14 protein-coding genes are annotated in these 15,321 nt (G+C 38.6%); 6 read left to right on the plus strand and 8 right to left on the minus strand.

The genetic code is table 11. From position 1 onward, the window contains the following. Positions 1–373: 373 nt before the first annotated feature. Together H5119_RS11800 and pmbA are read right to left on the minus strand one after the other, a co-directional pair. Complete coding sequence (locus tag H5119_RS11800; protein ID WP_182702368.1) at positions 374–853, minus strand: DUF721 domain-containing protein; 480 nt, start codon at positions 851–853, stop codon at positions 374–376. A gap of 72 nt (positions 854–925) precedes the next feature. Continuing rightward, positions 926–2,275, minus strand: a complete 1,350-nt coding sequence (pmbA, locus tag H5119_RS11805; protein ID WP_182702369.1) for a metalloprotease PmbA — start codon at positions 2,273–2,275, stop codon at positions 926–928. A 144-nt stretch (positions 2,276–2,419) separates the two neighbouring features. Between pmbA and yjgA the strand changes: the two genes are divergently transcribed. Both yjgA and hemN read left to right on the plus strand, forming a co-directional pair. After that, positions 2,420–2,953 carry a ribosome biogenesis factor YjgA gene (gene yjgA, locus H5119_RS11810; RefSeq protein WP_007582068.1) on the plus strand — a complete coding sequence of 178 codons (534 nt, stop codon included), beginning with the start codon at positions 2,420–2,422 and terminating at the stop codon, positions 2,951–2,953. Positions 2,954–3,077: 124 nt separating this feature from the next. Then, positions 3,078–4,451 (plus strand): oxygen-independent coproporphyrinogen III oxidase, encoded by a 1,374-nt coding sequence (hemN, locus tag H5119_RS11815; RefSeq protein WP_182702370.1) that lies wholly within the window; start codon positions 3,078–3,080, stop codon positions 4,449–4,451. Between the two features lie 76 nt (positions 4,452–4,527). Here hemN and H5119_RS11820 read toward each other — a convergent pair whose 3' ends face one another. The 3 genes from H5119_RS11820 to H5119_RS11830 all read right to left on the minus strand — a co-directional run bounded on the left by H5119_RS11820 (position 4,528) and on the right by H5119_RS11830 (position 7,032). Next, on the minus strand, positions 4,528–5,043 hold the full coding sequence (locus H5119_RS11820; protein ID WP_182702371.1) for a DUF2489 domain-containing protein: 516 nt from the start codon (positions 5,041–5,043) through the stop codon (positions 4,528–4,530). 13 nt (positions 5,044–5,056) lie between these two features. Next, entirely contained in the window at positions 5,057–5,650 is a 594-nt protein-coding gene (gene yihI / locus H5119_RS11825) for a Der GTPase-activating protein YihI (protein WP_182702372.1), read from the minus strand. Positions 5,651–6,399: 749 nt separating this feature from the next. Further along, on the minus strand, positions 6,400–7,032 hold the full coding sequence (locus H5119_RS11830) for a cytochrome c (protein ID WP_077536830.1): 633 nt from the start codon (positions 7,030–7,032) through the stop codon (positions 6,400–6,402). Between the two features lie 281 nt (positions 7,033–7,313). Between H5119_RS11830 and yihA the strand changes: the two genes are divergently transcribed. After that, positions 7,314–7,979: a ribosome biogenesis GTP-binding protein YihA/YsxC gene (gene yihA / locus H5119_RS11835; RefSeq protein WP_182702373.1), complete on the plus strand. Its 666-nt coding sequence runs from the start codon at positions 7,314–7,316 to the stop codon at positions 7,977–7,979. Positions 7,980–7,989: 10 nt separating this feature from the next. Here the strand turns inward: yihA and H5119_RS11840 are convergent, their stop codons facing one another. Next, positions 7,990–8,508: a DUF1285 domain-containing protein gene (locus tag H5119_RS11840; protein ID WP_182702374.1), complete on the minus strand. Its 519-nt coding sequence runs from the start codon at positions 8,506–8,508 to the stop codon at positions 7,990–7,992. Further along, on the minus strand, positions 8,505–9,092 hold the full coding sequence (locus H5119_RS11845; RefSeq protein WP_182702375.1) for a YceI family protein: 588 nt from the start codon (positions 9,090–9,092) through the stop codon (positions 8,505–8,507). The genes H5119_RS11840 and H5119_RS11845 overlap by 4 nt, the downstream gene beginning before the upstream one ends. A gap of 506 nt (positions 9,093–9,598) precedes the next feature. On the opposite strand from H5119_RS11845, the gene H5119_RS11850 reads away from it, so the two are divergent. Both H5119_RS11850 and H5119_RS11855 read left to right on the plus strand, forming a co-directional pair. Next, complete coding sequence (locus H5119_RS11850; RefSeq protein ID WP_182702376.1) at positions 9,599–10,519, plus strand: triacylglycerol lipase; 921 nt, start codon at positions 9,599–9,601, stop codon at positions 10,517–10,519. A gap of 3 nt (positions 10,520–10,522) precedes the next feature. Beyond that, positions 10,523–11,323 (plus strand): lipase secretion chaperone, encoded by an 801-nt coding sequence (locus H5119_RS11855; RefSeq protein ID WP_182702377.1) that lies wholly within the window; start codon positions 10,523–10,525, stop codon positions 11,321–11,323. 45 nt (positions 11,324–11,368) lie between these two features. Here the strand turns inward: H5119_RS11855 and polA are convergent, their stop codons facing one another. Then, complete coding sequence (polA, locus tag H5119_RS11860) at positions 11,369–14,104, minus strand: DNA polymerase I (RefSeq protein ID WP_182702378.1); 2,736 nt, start codon at positions 14,102–14,104, stop codon at positions 11,369–11,371. A 524-nt stretch (positions 14,105–14,628) separates the two neighbouring features. Between polA and elbB the strand changes: the two genes are divergently transcribed. Further along, positions 14,629–15,276 carry an isoprenoid biosynthesis glyoxalase ElbB gene (gene elbB / locus H5119_RS11865; RefSeq protein ID WP_182702379.1) on the plus strand — a complete coding sequence of 216 codons (648 nt, stop codon included), beginning with the start codon at positions 14,629–14,631 and terminating at the stop codon, positions 15,274–15,276. Positions 15,277–15,321 lie beyond the last annotated feature (45 nt).

The raw sequence follows: 15,321 nt of genomic DNA on the forward strand, positions 1-15,321 counted from the left end.
ATGGGGTCTATTTAACGTTAAGAAAATTACGCTAGAACTAGGCAAAAGTTTTTGTATCTAGTTGTTCTAAATAAAAAATTTTTAACGACGTTATAGTGCAATTTAATTCGTTAAATTGATCAAAGATTTATGCAGGTTGGTATCACATACCAACTCCATTAAATTCTTGAATATAGCAGGAGTAAAAATAGCACTGCCTATACGCTTTTACTTAATAGAATGGGTATCAAGGTAGCTTTAAATAATAAAGCACACCACGCAGTATCATAAACCTCATTAAGCCAACAATAAAATAGAATATGTAACAAAGTATTTTGAATGCGGTGAGCTGCCAAATTAGCCCCACCAATAACAAAATGGTGGGTAGTTAAGGCTAACTTTTATTTTTTCCGTGAAGCGCTAAACGTTCTAGCTTTTCTTTTAAAGAAGGAGGTGCAGAAGCTGCTATTGCATTTAAGTAATCCGCTGTTTGCTCACTCATTTTTCGTGAATTGGTAACTGTAGGACTACCCGACTTATTTGCTGTACTTAATCGCTGAGTGGCTTGAGGGTTTGCAGTGATTTTTATTTGTCCAAGCTCTGCCATTCCAGCGGCTCTAAAATGCGAAAGCATATCCATTTTTAAGTAATTAAGTCTAAGCGCAATAGGTGCAGACACCGCCTCTATCATTAGCGTGCCGTCTCGGTAATTACTAACTCGGCATTTATCACCCAATTTAGGGCCTAAAAAATCTTTTAATAAGGTTTGCTGTGTATCAAGTGCTTGGCTTTTACCCGCATAAGCCGATAAACGATTATTTAACCCCGCCATAATATCGGTTAGCGGTTTTGGTGCATATCTATCTTTAGCCATTTTACACCTCGTAAAAGCTCACTTAGACCCAGAGATAATACTCTAGGTCTAAGTATACACTGCGTATTAATACTACGCGCCGGCTATTTGCATTTGCTCTATTAATACTGAGCCAGTTTGAATACCACCACGACGCTCTACGTCACCACCAATAGCAGATATGCCTTTAAACATATCTTTTAAATTACCAGCAATGGTAATTTCGCTTACCGGATATTGAATTTCACCATTTTCAACCCAAAAACCAGCAGCACCACGTGAGTAATCACCCGTTACTGTATTTACGCCCTGCCCCATTAGCTCGGTTACTAATAAGCCTGTGCCCATGGTTTTTAATAGTGCAGTTAAATCGTTATGAGTTTGCTCAACAAGCCAGTTATGTATACCGCCAGCATGACCTGTTGGGGTCATATTCATTTTACGCGCGGCATAGCTTGCTAATAAATAAGTTTGTAACTCGCCGCCTTGAATAATTTCTCTGTCGAATGTTTTAACACCTTCGCTATCAAACGGTGACGATGCCAAACCTTTCAAAATATGCGGACGCTCTGCAATGTTTACGCAATTACTAAATACTTGTGTGCCTAAACTATCAAGTAAAAAACTTGATTTACGATAAAGCGCGCCACCACCAATGGCCGACACTAAGTGACCAAACAATGAGTTTGCAATGTCTGCTCTAAAAACAACCGGCACTTTCATTGTGCCTAACTTTTGGCTGTTTAATTTGGCTAATGTTTCAGCAGCGGCTTCAAGACCCACTGCTGCTGCATCATTTAAACCCGCTTGATCGCGCGCCACTGTGTAAGCAGAGTCCCGTTGCATGTGTTCGCCATCTTGACCTATTACCATAGTGCTAATGCTATGACGAGTACGTGGAAAACCGGTTATCAAACCATGGCTATTACCGTACACACGTAACCCTTGGTGCGATGAAAAACTCGCGCCATCTGAATTAACAATACGCTCATCTGCATTTAATGCAGCCTGCTCAGCTGCATGACAAAGCTCAATACCTTCCTCTGGGCTTACATCCCAAGGATGGTATAAATCTAAATCTTTAGGATTAAATTCAAGTAACTCTTTATCAGCAACGCCATTGAATGGGTCATCCGATGTAAATTTGGCTATATCAATCGCTTTTTCGACTACCGTGCGTAATGTTTTTGGATTTAAATCAGCCGTCGACGCCGAGCCTTTATTATTACCAACATATACGCTAATGCCTAAGCCGCCATCTTGGTTAAACTCAATGGTTTCTACTTCACCCATTCGTGTACTAACCGATAAACCAGACGTACTAGACATGGCCGCTTCTGCAGCTGTCGCGCCTAATTTTTTAGCATGTTCGAGTACTTCTGCTACCGCATCTTTAACTTGCGATATTTGCGAATAAATTGGATCGTTTTGTTGGCTTTTCATAAATTAAGTCCTGAGCCTTAGGGGCATAATGCACGCATTTCTTATATTTAAATGCTAACACACTCAATGCATCACATCAGCTAATATTCCTAAGTATCATATTCATGTATAATGGCAAAAGTTATTTTTATTTAAGAGCACCCCATGGCAAAGAAAAAAGGCAAGCCTGCTGAAATTGAAGAAGAAATTGAATATGTATCAAGAACGGAGCTTAAGCGTGAAGCGCAAGAGTTTCATCAGTTAGGTACTGAAATTGCCAAAATGGGTAAAAAACAGCGCGAACGCCTACCATTAAATGATGATTTAAAAGCGGCCATGGTAGTCGCTGATAAAATTAGCAATAAAAGCGACGCGTACCGCCGTCACTTAAATTACATTGCTAAAACGTTGCGTACTGTAGAAAACATTGACGCTATTAGAGCGATTATCGATGTAATGCTTAATAAAAATAACCAAGCTGAAGTATTGGTCAAAAAAATTGAGCAACTACGTTCAGATTTAATTGAACAAGGCGATGACCTTATTAATGAGACGATTGAGCAGTTTCCGTCTCTTGATCGTCAACAAATGCGCCAATTAGTTCGTAATGCGGCAAAAGAAGCGAAAGCTGAAAAGCCAGGTAAAGGTTATAAAGAGTTATTCCAATATCTCAAAGATGCACATACCGTTACGTATTAGTTTATGTCGTATTAACTTATATTTTATTAAAAAGGTGCTTTGGCACCTTTTTTGTTATAGATCAAACCGCCTTACTGCGTACTTTTTTATAATCGCCCCCTAAATAAATACTTAGGTGCGCGTGATGATTAAACTTCCACAGTGGGATCAAACCCTAATAAACAAATATAATGTGTCTGGCCCCCGTTATACCTCGTATCCCACCGCTTTATCGCTGAGTGATGGCTATCAGCAGCAGGACTTACTTAGTGCTATAGAATCATCAAATAGTCGCTCACTCTCTTTGTATATTCATATTCCGTTTTGTAGCCAGCTTTGCTACTACTGTGGCTGCAATAAAATAATCACACGCCACCAATCTAAAGCAGATATTTATCTCGATTTTTTAGCAAAAGAAATTATTGCTCAGGCTCATTTATTTAAAAACTACACGGTTGAACAATTACATTTAGGTGGCGGTACTCCCACCTTTTTAACCGCAAAACAAATGACCCGTTTAATAAAGCTTTTAGAGCAACACTTTAATTTTACGCGTACAACTGAACGCGGTATTGAAATAGATCCACGTTCGCTTGCCGATAATATGCTTGTTGATTTAAGGATGCTTGGCTTTAATCGTGTCTCATTTGGGATTCAAGACTTTAACGATGACGTACAACTTGCTGTTAATCGCCCACAAAATGCAGATACCGTTAAGCAATTAATTACACAAGCTCGCGAACTGGGGTTTCAATCTATTAATGCAGATATGATTTATGGGCTACCACTGCAAACACCACAGAGCTTTAAACAAACTATAGAGCAACTTATTGAGTTAAGCCCTGATAGAGTATCGGTGTTTAACTATGCGCATTTACCTGAGCGCTTTGCCGCACAGCGAAAAATTAAAGATGTAGATTTACCCAGCGCACATAATAAACTCACCATGTTTAAAAACACGCTGGAGCAAATGACGCAAGCAGGGTATCAGTTTATTGGTATGGACCACTTTGCAAAAATTGATAACGAACTAGCTGTTGCACAAAATAAAGGTAAACTACACCGTAATTTTCAAGGTTACACAACACATGGAAATTGTGATTTATTAGGCTTAGGTGTGTCATCAATTTCACAAATTGGCACTGCCATCTTACAAAATCAAAAAGAATTAAAACATTATTACCACAGCGTAGAAACACAAAGCGGCTGCGCACTTAATAAAGGAATGCACTTAACACATGATGATGTAATTCGTGCTGATGCAATTAAGCAGCTAATTTGTCAGTTTGAATTAGATATACAAGCGTTTAGCGAAAAACATACGCTTGTATTTAATGACTACTTTAAAGATGCGTTAATTACGCTTGCACCGCTCATTAAAGATGAGTTGCTGACGATAACTGAGCATAAAATTAGCGTAACGCCGCGCGGTAACTTATTCATTCGTATTATTTGCATGTGCTTTGACGCTCATTTACGAAAACAAATAAATGCGACGCGTTTTTCAAGAGTGATTTAGCCTGAACTCTGGGTAATAAATACATCGGCACAAAAAAAGCAGACCTAGGTCTGCTTTTTGTATTTGAGTTGTAGCTTTAATTAAAAACTACTTTATCGCTATCTGGAGCGGCTTTAAACTCGATGATAATTTTGGCGCAATCGGCCTTAACCTCATCTTTAAGTGTTTCTTCAGCTTGCCAGCGAGCTTTATCTAGCTTAACAATCTCTTTTTTAGCGTATTTTTTACGTGCATCATGCGTCGGCATTTCTTTAACTACCTGATACATTTTATAAATTCCAGGATATTTAACAGTCAAATCTTGCTCGTTCTCAAAGCTATATTGAGACATAAGTACCCAAATACGTAAACAACCTTCAGAAAACTCACACTGCTCTTCATTCATTGCACGAGCAATTAAATGAATACTATCAGCTAGTTTTGCGTTTCGCTTTAAACGCGACTTTTCAAGCTTTTGCTTTTGTTCAGCCTGCGTTTCAGCAATTAATTTTTTTTGCGCATTTAACTTATACAGCAACTGACCGGCATAGAATGCTAAACCAGCTATGATAGCCGCGCCTAAAAACAAGGCCAAAATTATCGCAGTACTCATTAATTACCCTTAATTACTTATCTTCTTCATCATCTAGCCATTCATTTGCTAGATCATTTGATAGATACTGATCAAAGTCTGAGTTTGAATTATCTTCGTCAATAAAGTCATCTTCAAGCTCTGGCTCATCTTCATCTTCAAGCCCTAACAATTCGCATAAAACCTGATGGCGAGCAATGCGGCTATTAAAGTACTTGGCATCTTTACCCGTTAATAGCTCACCGCCTTCGTGACGCTCTACTAATTTAAGTAAACGCACATCGTTTTCAAGCGCTTCAAGCTCTTGCTCTGGTGTAAACTCAGGTTGCACAACTTTTTTAAGCTCAATTGTTGGCTTTAAGTTACGTTTCATTTCTACTTTTGGTTCAACAGCCGTTGCAACTAATGGCACTGGTTTTTTACTACCAATGCGCTTATCTCTAGAACCTGACTGTGAATTTTGGCTATCGCCATTTAATGCATCTGGTGCATTACGAGAACCAGGCTTAGCACCTTTGGTTTTTTTAACTCGCTGCTCTTTTAATGCACGCATTTCTTTAAGCTTATCTTGGCTTAAACGTACTGGTCCATTTGAAGGGCTTTTGCGTGACTTTTTCGTTCTACTCATATCTTGATCGTCTCACTTAAGAGGTTTTGAGCGAGGTGCAAATTAATGGACATCGCAGTGCTGGCATAGCCAGAAGAATTCAGTTTGCGCTTCAGAGGTTGGGCTTCTCGTGTTATAGCGCCTAAACTAGCTTATCGCCAGTTATTAAACGGTGGGTATTGTAACAGGACAAATAAAAAGGCGGTAGAGAAAACATCTCTACCGCCTGCTAATCTGAGCGCCATTATCTGGACACTTCTCCCTTCGACTTTTTTTAGCCATTATTATTTTTATTATTATCAGTCCGTATTGTTATTATTTTTACGTTCCTTGTGACATTCCATTTTGTTTTTATTATTAAACTTCCATGAGTTTTTATTTTTATCGGTCTTCCTGACTCTTTTTTGTTATTTCCTTTTGTAGCAACAATCTAGTGCTATGTAGTCGTGCCGCGCTACTGTCCCTATAGCTGTTTCCGTTTTATTATTATTTTGCGACAGGGGTTAATCTACTCGTTAATAACTTTGTTACAACTAATTTATATGTTTTTTCTTACAGCATATACGTTAAAAAATTCAACTTTATTTAAATTACAATAACTTAATAAAAAAAAGACATTTAAAATAAGACTTTTCTTACACTGCCACATGGTCAATGTCTTACAAACAACAACGGCAATATCGCTAATTTCAGACACAAAAAAAGCAGCTTGAGCTGCTTTTTGTAAACATTGTAGTGTATTTATTAATTAAAATTAAATAAATACGACTTTAGTGTAAACCACCTAAGTACTGAGAAAGCACTTCAATGTCTTTATCTGTTAATTTCTTCGCTATATCGCCCATCATACCATTTAGGTCATTATGACGTGTTCCATCACGGAATTTTTCAAGCTGAGCTTTGATGTATCCTGGATGCTGAAAAGAAATTTTTGGAAATTTAGCCAATGATGAGCCATTGCCACGTGGACCATGACATGCAGCACACGACGGAATTCCTCGTTCGGCATCGCCTGCTTTAAATAACATTTCGCCAACTTCAACAACATCTTTAGGTGTAACACCTTCAGACATGTTCATTGAAGAAAAATAAGCAGATAGATCTTTCATGTCTTGCTCGCTAAGTGGCATAGCCATTGCGCTCATTACTGGATCCATACGCCCTTCTTTGCCGCCTGACGTCATACCTAATTTTAAATCCTTAAGTTGTTTAAGGATGTAATCTGGGTGTTGACCTGCAATTTTAGGGTAAATGTTAATCGGTGCATTACCGTCTGGGCCGTGACAAGCCGCACACGTTACTGATTTTTCTTTACCTGCGTTTACATCGCCATCAAATGCTGTTGCGTTGCTTGCTGACAACGCACCAAGCAATATTGTTAAAGATAGTGCTATTTTTTTCATGGTGAATTCTCTGTTTCCGACCCTGTATCATCTACAATCGTGATGCTGTAATAAACATATTCTACACGATAATAAATTCTCTGGCACGTTTTCTACACATATTAAGCTTATAATTTACAGGGTTTTGACTTAGATTAAGCTTTAACATGTTTTAAATGTACCACAGCCGTTGCTTTTAGGTGGTTAAATACGCTTTTTAATACATCCTTTATAGTATAAAATACGCGCCCTGAGTAAATTTGGTTTACTCAATGTTATTTTTTTAAGTTTTAGGAGAGCCTGTGCTCAAATCTCGTATCAAATATAATACTGCGTCTTTCGTAACAAGCGCTCCAGACATTACTAAATTACCTGCTGATACGGGAATTGAAGTTGCGTTTGCCGGTCGCTCCAATGCAGGTAAGTCAAGTGCATTAAATGCATTAACAGATCAAAAACTAGCACGTACCAGTAAAACGCCTGGCCGTACTCAGCTAATCAACACATTCGATTTAGCGGATGTTGACGATATGCGCCTTATCGATTTGCCAGGTTATGGTTTTGCTAAAGTGCCAATCGAAATGAAAAAGAAATGGCAAAAGTCGTTAGGTGAATACCTGCAAAAGCGTCAAAGCTTAAAAGGTATCGTTATTTTAATGGATATTCGTCATCCTTTAAAAGATCTAGACCGCGATTTAATTAACTGGGCAATTGGTAGCGAAATTCCAGTGTTGGCGCTATTGACTAAAGCTGACAAACTTAAGCAAGGCGCACGTAAAGCACAAGTACTGCAAGTTCGCCGTGAATTAAGTGCGCTTGACGGGGATATAACAGTCCATGCATTTTCATCACTAAAAGGCACGGGCTTACCGGAAGTTGCTAAAAAGCTAGATGAATGGTTTTTAGGCCCTGTTATTGCTGTACCGCCTGAAGATAAAGTAACTGAGGAAACTAATCCAGACGCTTAATACGCCTCAATTACGATAGATAAAACTGTTTACCAGCAGATTTAATAAAATAGCCGAGCTTATCAGTCTCGGCTTTTTCAGCCCACTGATAAAATACGCTTCGCGCAACACGCGCACTACAGCCATAAGGTAGCTTTAAATAAGGCACTTTTGACCCTTTATAGTCTTTTATAACTAAAGGCTGCTGAGCGCTCACCAACCACTGCCTAGCCAAATTATCGATGCAACACAAAGCCTGCCCTTGTGCTGTATTCTCAAAACGCCAATCAACAATAATAAACGGTGCATCATCAACCGTTATTTTTATTTTTTCGGCGGGTGTTTTTAAATAAAACAGCTCTTCTTCTTTACATAATACAGAAGCAAATAGCTTTACCATGGCGAGGCGTGTTATTTCGCTGCCTTCGTAAAACCATTTACCTTCATTATTAATCACAATTGGCAACTCACCACAATAAGTAGGCTGCCAACTATCAAAAGGTTTACTTGGCTCGCTTAATTGCTTGCTAAGCTCACTTAAAGAAATCACTGCTTTTTAAGTGTAATTGCAAACGTAACAGGCACAGCTGTTGCTATTGAAGGTAGGCCCGCTAATTTCTGCAGCTGTTTAACACCTTCTGTTATACCAAAATCATCGCTATTAATAATAATAGATGTAAATGATGACACCGTTAAATCTCCATTTTGCGTACTATTAACCAGTACATCAATTACCAATGGTTTTTTATTACCATGAAAATCAAGCTCAGCTTTAATACCCTTCAATACATATTGACCAGGCTTTTTAATATTACTCAGCTCTTTAGTTAAATTTGCCGTTAAAACGGCATTTGGAAATTTAGCCGCTTCAAATAATAACGTTGTTAAACGTTCATTACGAATAGGGATTAAGGTTTCAGCTGATGTTAAATCAATACTAACGCTAAACTCACCTTTATCTGAAAGCATACCTTCGAGGTTAGTAAAATGGTGTGATTCAGCCACGGTATCTTTTTTAATCGAAACAAAACTCAACTGACTTTTATCATTTACTAATTGCCAGTTAGCTTGAGCGACATTAGAAATAACCAAACTTGATAACGATAAACCTGCAATAGCTAACGCTTTAAACATAACGCACTCCTTAGTAATAAAATGAAAAGAATAAAAATAATATCACTTCGATGGTATCACCTGCGATGTACCCAAACCACCTCGAAATGACGAATGAATTATACAATTGGTAGAGCGCAATAAAGAATTAATTAGATAGGATTTTCAGGCGTAAAACAAAAAACGGCCCAACAAACACGTTGGTAGGCCGATATAGCAAACTGGGGAGAAGCTATCAATTTGTTGCACCTTTTCAGATGCATCATCAACAGGATGTCCTACAGGATAGGACGGGCGGCACTCTAACAAACTAGGCTTGAGAAATAAACTAAATAAAGGGATGAATTGAAAGAATTGATAAACATATAACTAATCCTACAAATTGCATTTTAATTTAACTTAAAATTAACATTGCTAAAATGTTAATTATTTGTTCTATTAGTAACACACTGAATAAAAAACACACAAATTAAATTGCTAATAGCAGTTTAATGACGTTATAAAACACACACAAAAGAGTATCATTTATGAAAAAAATATTTGTTCTATCTATTTGTAGCTTACTGTTTATTTTAAGCTTTGCAGCAAATGCAGGCTATACGCAAACTAAATATCCAATCGTTTTAGCTCATGGAATAATGGGGTTTGACGACATCTTAGGTATTGATTACTTCTATCGTATTCCAACAAATCTAAGTAAAGATGGCGCTCGCGTTTATGTCACTTCAGTTTCTTCTGTAAATAGCTCAGAGCAGCGAGGTGAACAATTACTGCAACAAGTCGAACAAATATTGGCATTAACGGGCGCGTCTAAAGTTAATCTAATTGGTCATAGCCAAGGCGCGCAAAGTATCCGTTATGTCGCTTCTGTTCGTCCTGATATTATTGCTTCGGCAACCAGTGTCGGTGGCGTAAATTTTGGAAGCCCTGTTGCTGATGTTGTTCGTCAAGGCCTAACTCCTGGTTCAAAACTTGAAGGCGTTGCAAAAGCTGCATTTAATGCCTTTGGTGGATTAATCGGACTACTATCAGGTAATAATGGATTACCACAAAATGCTGTTGGAGCACTTGAGAGCTTAACCACGAAAGGTGCACTTGCGTTTAATCAGAAATATCCTGAAGGTTTACCCGCATCTCAGTGCGACCAAGGCACAATGCAAGCAAGTAATGGCGTTTATTACTTTTCATGGAGCGGCACTCGCACACTCACTAATGTTTTTGATCCCTCAGATGCACCATTAGCGATTACGTCATTACTCATTCCTGGGGATGATGATGGGTTAGTCTCACGTTGTAGTAGCCACCTTGGCTATGTTTTAAAAGACAACTACAAAATGAATCACCTTGATGAAGTAAATCAGATGATTGGCTTTCATCATATTTTTGAAACCGATCCACTTAGCGTTTATCGCCAGCACGCAAACCGTTTAAAAAACATGGGTTTGTAAATAATGTTTCGTTCATACTTTGTAGGGCTTGTGTTTATTATCACGGCTCTTGTTATTGGTTATTTTATCTTTCAGCCTAACAAGCAGACTCTTCCGCCAGATGTGAACATTCCAACGGCTGTTGATGATATGTTTGACCACATTATTCTAGCTGAGCAAGAACACGATAATTTTAGCATTACGCAAACACAGCAAGCCTGCACGCAAATACAGCAATGTAAAAAACACGCGGCTTTATTTGCCCGTTATTTAAGCTTTAAAGAAGCCATTGCTGAACTACAAAATTCGCTAAGCAGTTTATCGCTATCGGAACAATTAAAAGAGATGCTTGCGGTTCAAAGCCAATACTTTAACGACGATGAGATTGCGCTACTATTTGATGATGATAATCAGTGGCAACGCTATACCATTGCTAAACTGGAGATCAATCAAGATCGCCATATTAATGATGAGTTAAAACAACAATTATTAGCAAACCTTGAGGGAGCATTACCTGAACACCTTACTCAAGCGCTAAAACCAAGCAAGCAGTTAAACGCATTAAATAATGAACTTGAACAAGCACTTATTAGTCAGGATTATAATCAGCTCGCAGGAGAGTTTGGTGATGCTGCCGCAACACGCTTAATTACCTTGCAACAACAACGCCTGCAATGGCAGAGCCTAAACTTACAATTAGTAACTCAAATTGATCAATTAAATAAGCAATACACTGGGCAACAAGCTCAACACATGATCACAGCTTTACTTGATGATCATTTGACAACAAACCAAAAACGACGATTTTTGGCAATTAACCCATAAAAAATAACGCGGCAATTAGCCGCGTTATTTATAGCTTAAAATCAATTAATGAGCCTGCTCCCAGTTGTCACCTTCATCAGCTTCAACTATGAGCGGCACATCAAGTGCAGCGGCTTGTGACATAAGTTCACAAATATGTTTTGTGTATTGTGCCGCGCAGTCTGTTTTGATTTCAAATACTAATTCATCGTGCACTTGCATAAGCAGCTTAATTGTATTTGGCGCTTGTTCGTGTACCCAGCGGTTAACGCTCAGCATTGCCTTTTTAATAATATCGGCGGCAGTACCCTGCATTGGTGCGTTTATAGCAGCACGTTCGGCTCCTTTTCTGCGCGCACCATTACGTGCGTTTATTTCTGGTAAATGCAAGCGACGGCCAAATATTGTTTCAACGTAGCCATTTTCAGCTGCTTTCTCGCGTGTTGTTTCCATATATTCAAGCACACCAGGAAAGCGCTCAAAATATTTATCTATGTAATGCTGCGCCTCATGACGCGGTACATCTAATTGACGCGCTAAACCAAATGCAGACATACCATAAATTAAGCCAAAGTTTACTGCTTTAGCCTTACGGCGCATATCGGTAGTTACATCATCAAGCTCAACACCAAATACTTCCGCTGCAGTTGCACTATGTACATCTAAGCCGTTGGCAAATGCACTTAATAGACCTTTGTCTTGTGAAAGATGCGCCATAATACGCAGCTCAATTTGACTGTAATCGGCTGCGACAATTTTGTAACCATCTGCGGCTATAAACGCTTCACGAATACGGCGTCCTTCTTCTGATCGAATTGGAATATTTTGTAAATTAGGATCCGTTGAGCTTAAACGCCCCGTGGCTGTTACGGCCTGATGATAAGAGGTATGCACACGCTGGGTTCTCTCATTCACCATTAATGGCAATTTATCGGTGTACGTTGATTTAAGCTTAGATAAACCACGATGCTCTATAATCACTTTAGGTAGCGGATAATCATGAGCAAGCTCTTGCAATACTTCTTCTGCGGTAGAAGGTGCACCTTTAGGCGTTTTTTTGATAATAGGCAGCTCAAGTTTTTCAAACAATAATACTTGTAGTTGCTTTGGAGAACTTAAGTTAAATGGTTCACCTGCTATTTCAAACGCTTCTTTTTCAAGCTCAATTAAACGCTCACCTAACCGTTGGCTATGCGCTGCAAGCATGTTGCTATCGATTGCAACACCGGTGCGTTCAATATCAGAAATCACGCTAACAAGTGGCATTTCGATATCTTCAAATACCGATTTTAGCTTTTCATCTGCCGCTATTTTTGGCCAAAGCACCTCATGTAGGCGCAAAGTAATATCGGCATCTTCTGCAGCATATGGCGCTGCTTTTTCAAGTTCAATTTGATTAAAGGTAAGCTGCTTTTTACCTTTACCAGCAATATCTTCAAAGCTAATATTTTTATGACCGAGGTATTTAAGAGCTAGTGAGTCCATATCGTGGCGCGTGCCCACACTATTGAATACGTACGACTCAAGCATAGTGTCAAACTTAATGCCATTTAGCGCAAAACCTGCATTAGCTAATACGCTTTTATCGTATTTAAGGTTTTGCCCTACTTTAGCTTTGTTTGCATCTGCCAAAATTGGACCCAATTTTTGCATTACAAATTCAAGACTTAGTTGCTCAGGCGCACCCGGGTAGTCGTGCGTTACCGGCAAATAAGCAGCTTCACCCGCTTTTACGGCAAAGCTCATACCCACCAATTGCGCTTTCATGTAATCGAGGCTGGTTGTTTCAGTATCAAACGCAAATAACTCAGCACTATTTAATTGATCTATTAATGTATCAAACTGCGCTTGCGTCAAAATCGTTTCGTAATGAGCGTCTTCTACTTTTGGTAATTCAGTGGCTTCGGTAGGCACAGCTAAATGTGTTTCAGCATCTTTAGAATTATCAAGTAACTCAGCTAACCAACGACGGAATTCGCACTCACCATATAATGCAATTAATTCGTCTTTGTTAGGCTCTTGAAGTTTGAATGTATCAAGATCAGATTCAACTTCAACATCACACTTAATTGTCGCAAGTTCGTAGCTTAAAGGCAGATGATCGAGAGCTACAGATAACTTTTCACCTATTTTACCCTTAATCTCACTTGCGTGATCCATTACACCTTGCAACGAGCCATATTTTTCTAACCACTTAACCGCCGTTTTAGGCCCACAACCTTCAACACCCGGAATATTATCGACCTTATCACCCATTAATGCTAAGTAATCGATAATAAGTTCAGGGCCCACACCAAACTTTTCAACCACGGTGACGGGATCTGAAATACTGTCGGTCATGGTATTTATAAGCGTAACGTGTTCATTAACAAGCTGCGCCATGTCTTTATCGCCAGTAGAGACGAGTACATGGCGCTTTTGCTCTGATGCTATACGTGCAAATGTGCCGATAACATCATCAGCTTCAACGCCTTCAATACTAATTAGCGGAAAGCCCATCGCTTTAATAATACTGTGTATCGGTGCTATTTGAGTGCGTAAGTCATCCGGCATAGGCGGACGATTTGCCTTATACTCGCTATACATATCGTTACGGAACGTTTTACCTTTAGCGTCAAATATAACCACCATATGTGAGGGATCATATTGTCTGATCAAGCTTTTAAGCATGTTGATCACGCCATAAATAGCGCCCGTAGCCTCACCTTTAGAATTAGTTAAATGCGGCGGAGAATGATAAGCACGAAATAAATATGACGAGCCATCAACTAAAATAAGTGGGTTTTCGGGGATCTGAGCCATGGTGAATTTGGATCCTAAATGCAAAAAATTAAGGTAATTATAAGCATGCCACAAGGTAGTAAATAAAACGACAGTGAATTACTGCTTATCGTGTTATTAAAACTAGAGCAAGCTGTGGATAAGTGTGTAGATAACAGCCACAAGCTATTCTTCCAAAGCATTTTAAAATGCCTAGAAAATACTTTAACTGCTTGTTTTTGTTTAAAAAAGATAATACGAGGTTCTTTTTTTATTATTTTAAACCAATGTGGAAAAAGGTTTTTTAATAACCGTTTATGTTGTTACTCACTTTGATTATTCCTATCCATTTGAATAACCGGAGGAGTATTCTAGCATAATGGATCAAAGATCATAGCGATCCTTTATACTTTTTTTCATAGAGTATCACTAGCGAATAGCATATACCGCGCGACAACTTACTTAGCGAACGTTTTTTATACTAAAACTTTATTTAAACGAAAAATTTCGTCCATGTTAAACTTCAAACTATACACCTAGAAAATTCAATTAAGGAGCACAAAAGCATGAAAAACGTAGCTGTAATATTAGCAGGGTGTGGCGTATACGATGGTAGTGAAATTAATGAAGCAATTTTAACCTTATTACACATAGCTAAAAATGGCGCTACTTATCAATGTTTTGCACCGGATATCGAACAACTTCACACTATTAATCATTTAACCGGTGAAGTAATGACTGATAAACGAAATGTATTAACAGAAGCTGCTCGCATTGCGCGAGGTGAAGTCAAATCACTGATTGAGCTAGATATTACTCAGTTTGATGCGCTAATTTTTCCAGGTGGTTTTGGCGCTGCGAAAAACTTATGCGACTTTGCCGTTAAAGGCATACAGGCCTCTATTAATAATGACGTACTTAATGCTTGTAAAGCATTTGCTCAAGCAAAAAAACCTGCCGGTTATATGTGTATTGCACCGGCTTTGATCCCTTTTATTTACAACAATGCTCAACTTACTATTGGCAACGATCCTGATACTGCACACGCACTTAATTCATTGGGCGCAACACATATTAACTGCGAGGTTGATGATGTCGTTATTGATCAATCGAACAAGCTAGTGACTACACCTGCTTATATGTTGGCTCAAACTATTCTTGACGCAGATGCTGGGATCGAAAAGCTTGTTAGTAGCGTATTGGCTATAAAATAACTTTGATCTTAAGATCGTTTACTTGTTTATAATTAACTACGTTTA

The sequence above is a fragment of the Pseudoalteromonas sp. SG45-5 genome (genome assembly GCF_014164085.1).
Classification (GTDB): Bacteria; Pseudomonadota; Gammaproteobacteria; order Enterobacterales; family Alteromonadaceae; genus Pseudoalteromonas; species Pseudoalteromonas aliena.

Bases quoted from the DNA above. Each gene is read 5' to 3' on its own strand.
- H5119_RS11800 (WP_182702368.1), bottom strand. From the start codon at position 853: ATGGCTAAAGATAGATATGCACCAAAACCGCTAACCGATATTATGGCG.
- pmbA (WP_182702369.1), bottom strand. From the start codon at position 2,275: ATGAAAAGCCAACAAAACGATCCAATTTATTCGCAAATATCGCAAGTT.
- yjgA (WP_007582068.1), top strand. From the start codon at position 2,420: ATGGCAAAGAAAAAAGGCAAGCCTGCTGAAATTGAAGAAGAAATTGAA.
- hemN (WP_182702370.1), top strand. From the start codon at position 3,078: ATGATTAAACTTCCACAGTGGGATCAAACCCTAATAAACAAATATAAT.
- H5119_RS11820 (WP_182702371.1), bottom strand. From the start codon at position 5,043: ATGAGTACTGCGATAATTTTGGCCTTGTTTTTAGGCGCGGCTATCATA.
- yihI (WP_182702372.1), bottom strand. From the start codon at position 5,650: ATGAGTAGAACGAAAAAGTCACGCAAAAGCCCTTCAAATGGACCAGTA.
- H5119_RS11830 (WP_077536830.1), bottom strand. From the start codon at position 7,032: ATGAAAAAAATAGCACTATCTTTAACAATATTGCTTGGTGCGTTGTCA.
- H5119_RS11845 (WP_182702375.1), bottom strand. From the start codon at position 9,092: ATGTTTAAAGCGTTAGCTATTGCAGGTTTATCGTTATCAAGTTTGGTT.
- H5119_RS11850 (WP_182702376.1), top strand. From the start codon at position 9,599: ATGAAAAAAATATTTGTTCTATCTATTTGTAGCTTACTGTTTATTTTA.
- H5119_RS11855 (WP_182702377.1), top strand. From the start codon at position 10,523: ATGTTTCGTTCATACTTTGTAGGGCTTGTGTTTATTATCACGGCTCTT.
- polA (WP_182702378.1), bottom strand. From the start codon at position 14,104: ATGGCTCAGATCCCCGAAAACCCACTTATTTTAGTTGATGGCTCGTCA.
- elbB (WP_182702379.1), top strand. From the start codon at position 14,629: ATGAAAAACGTAGCTGTAATATTAGCAGGGTGTGGCGTATACGATGGT.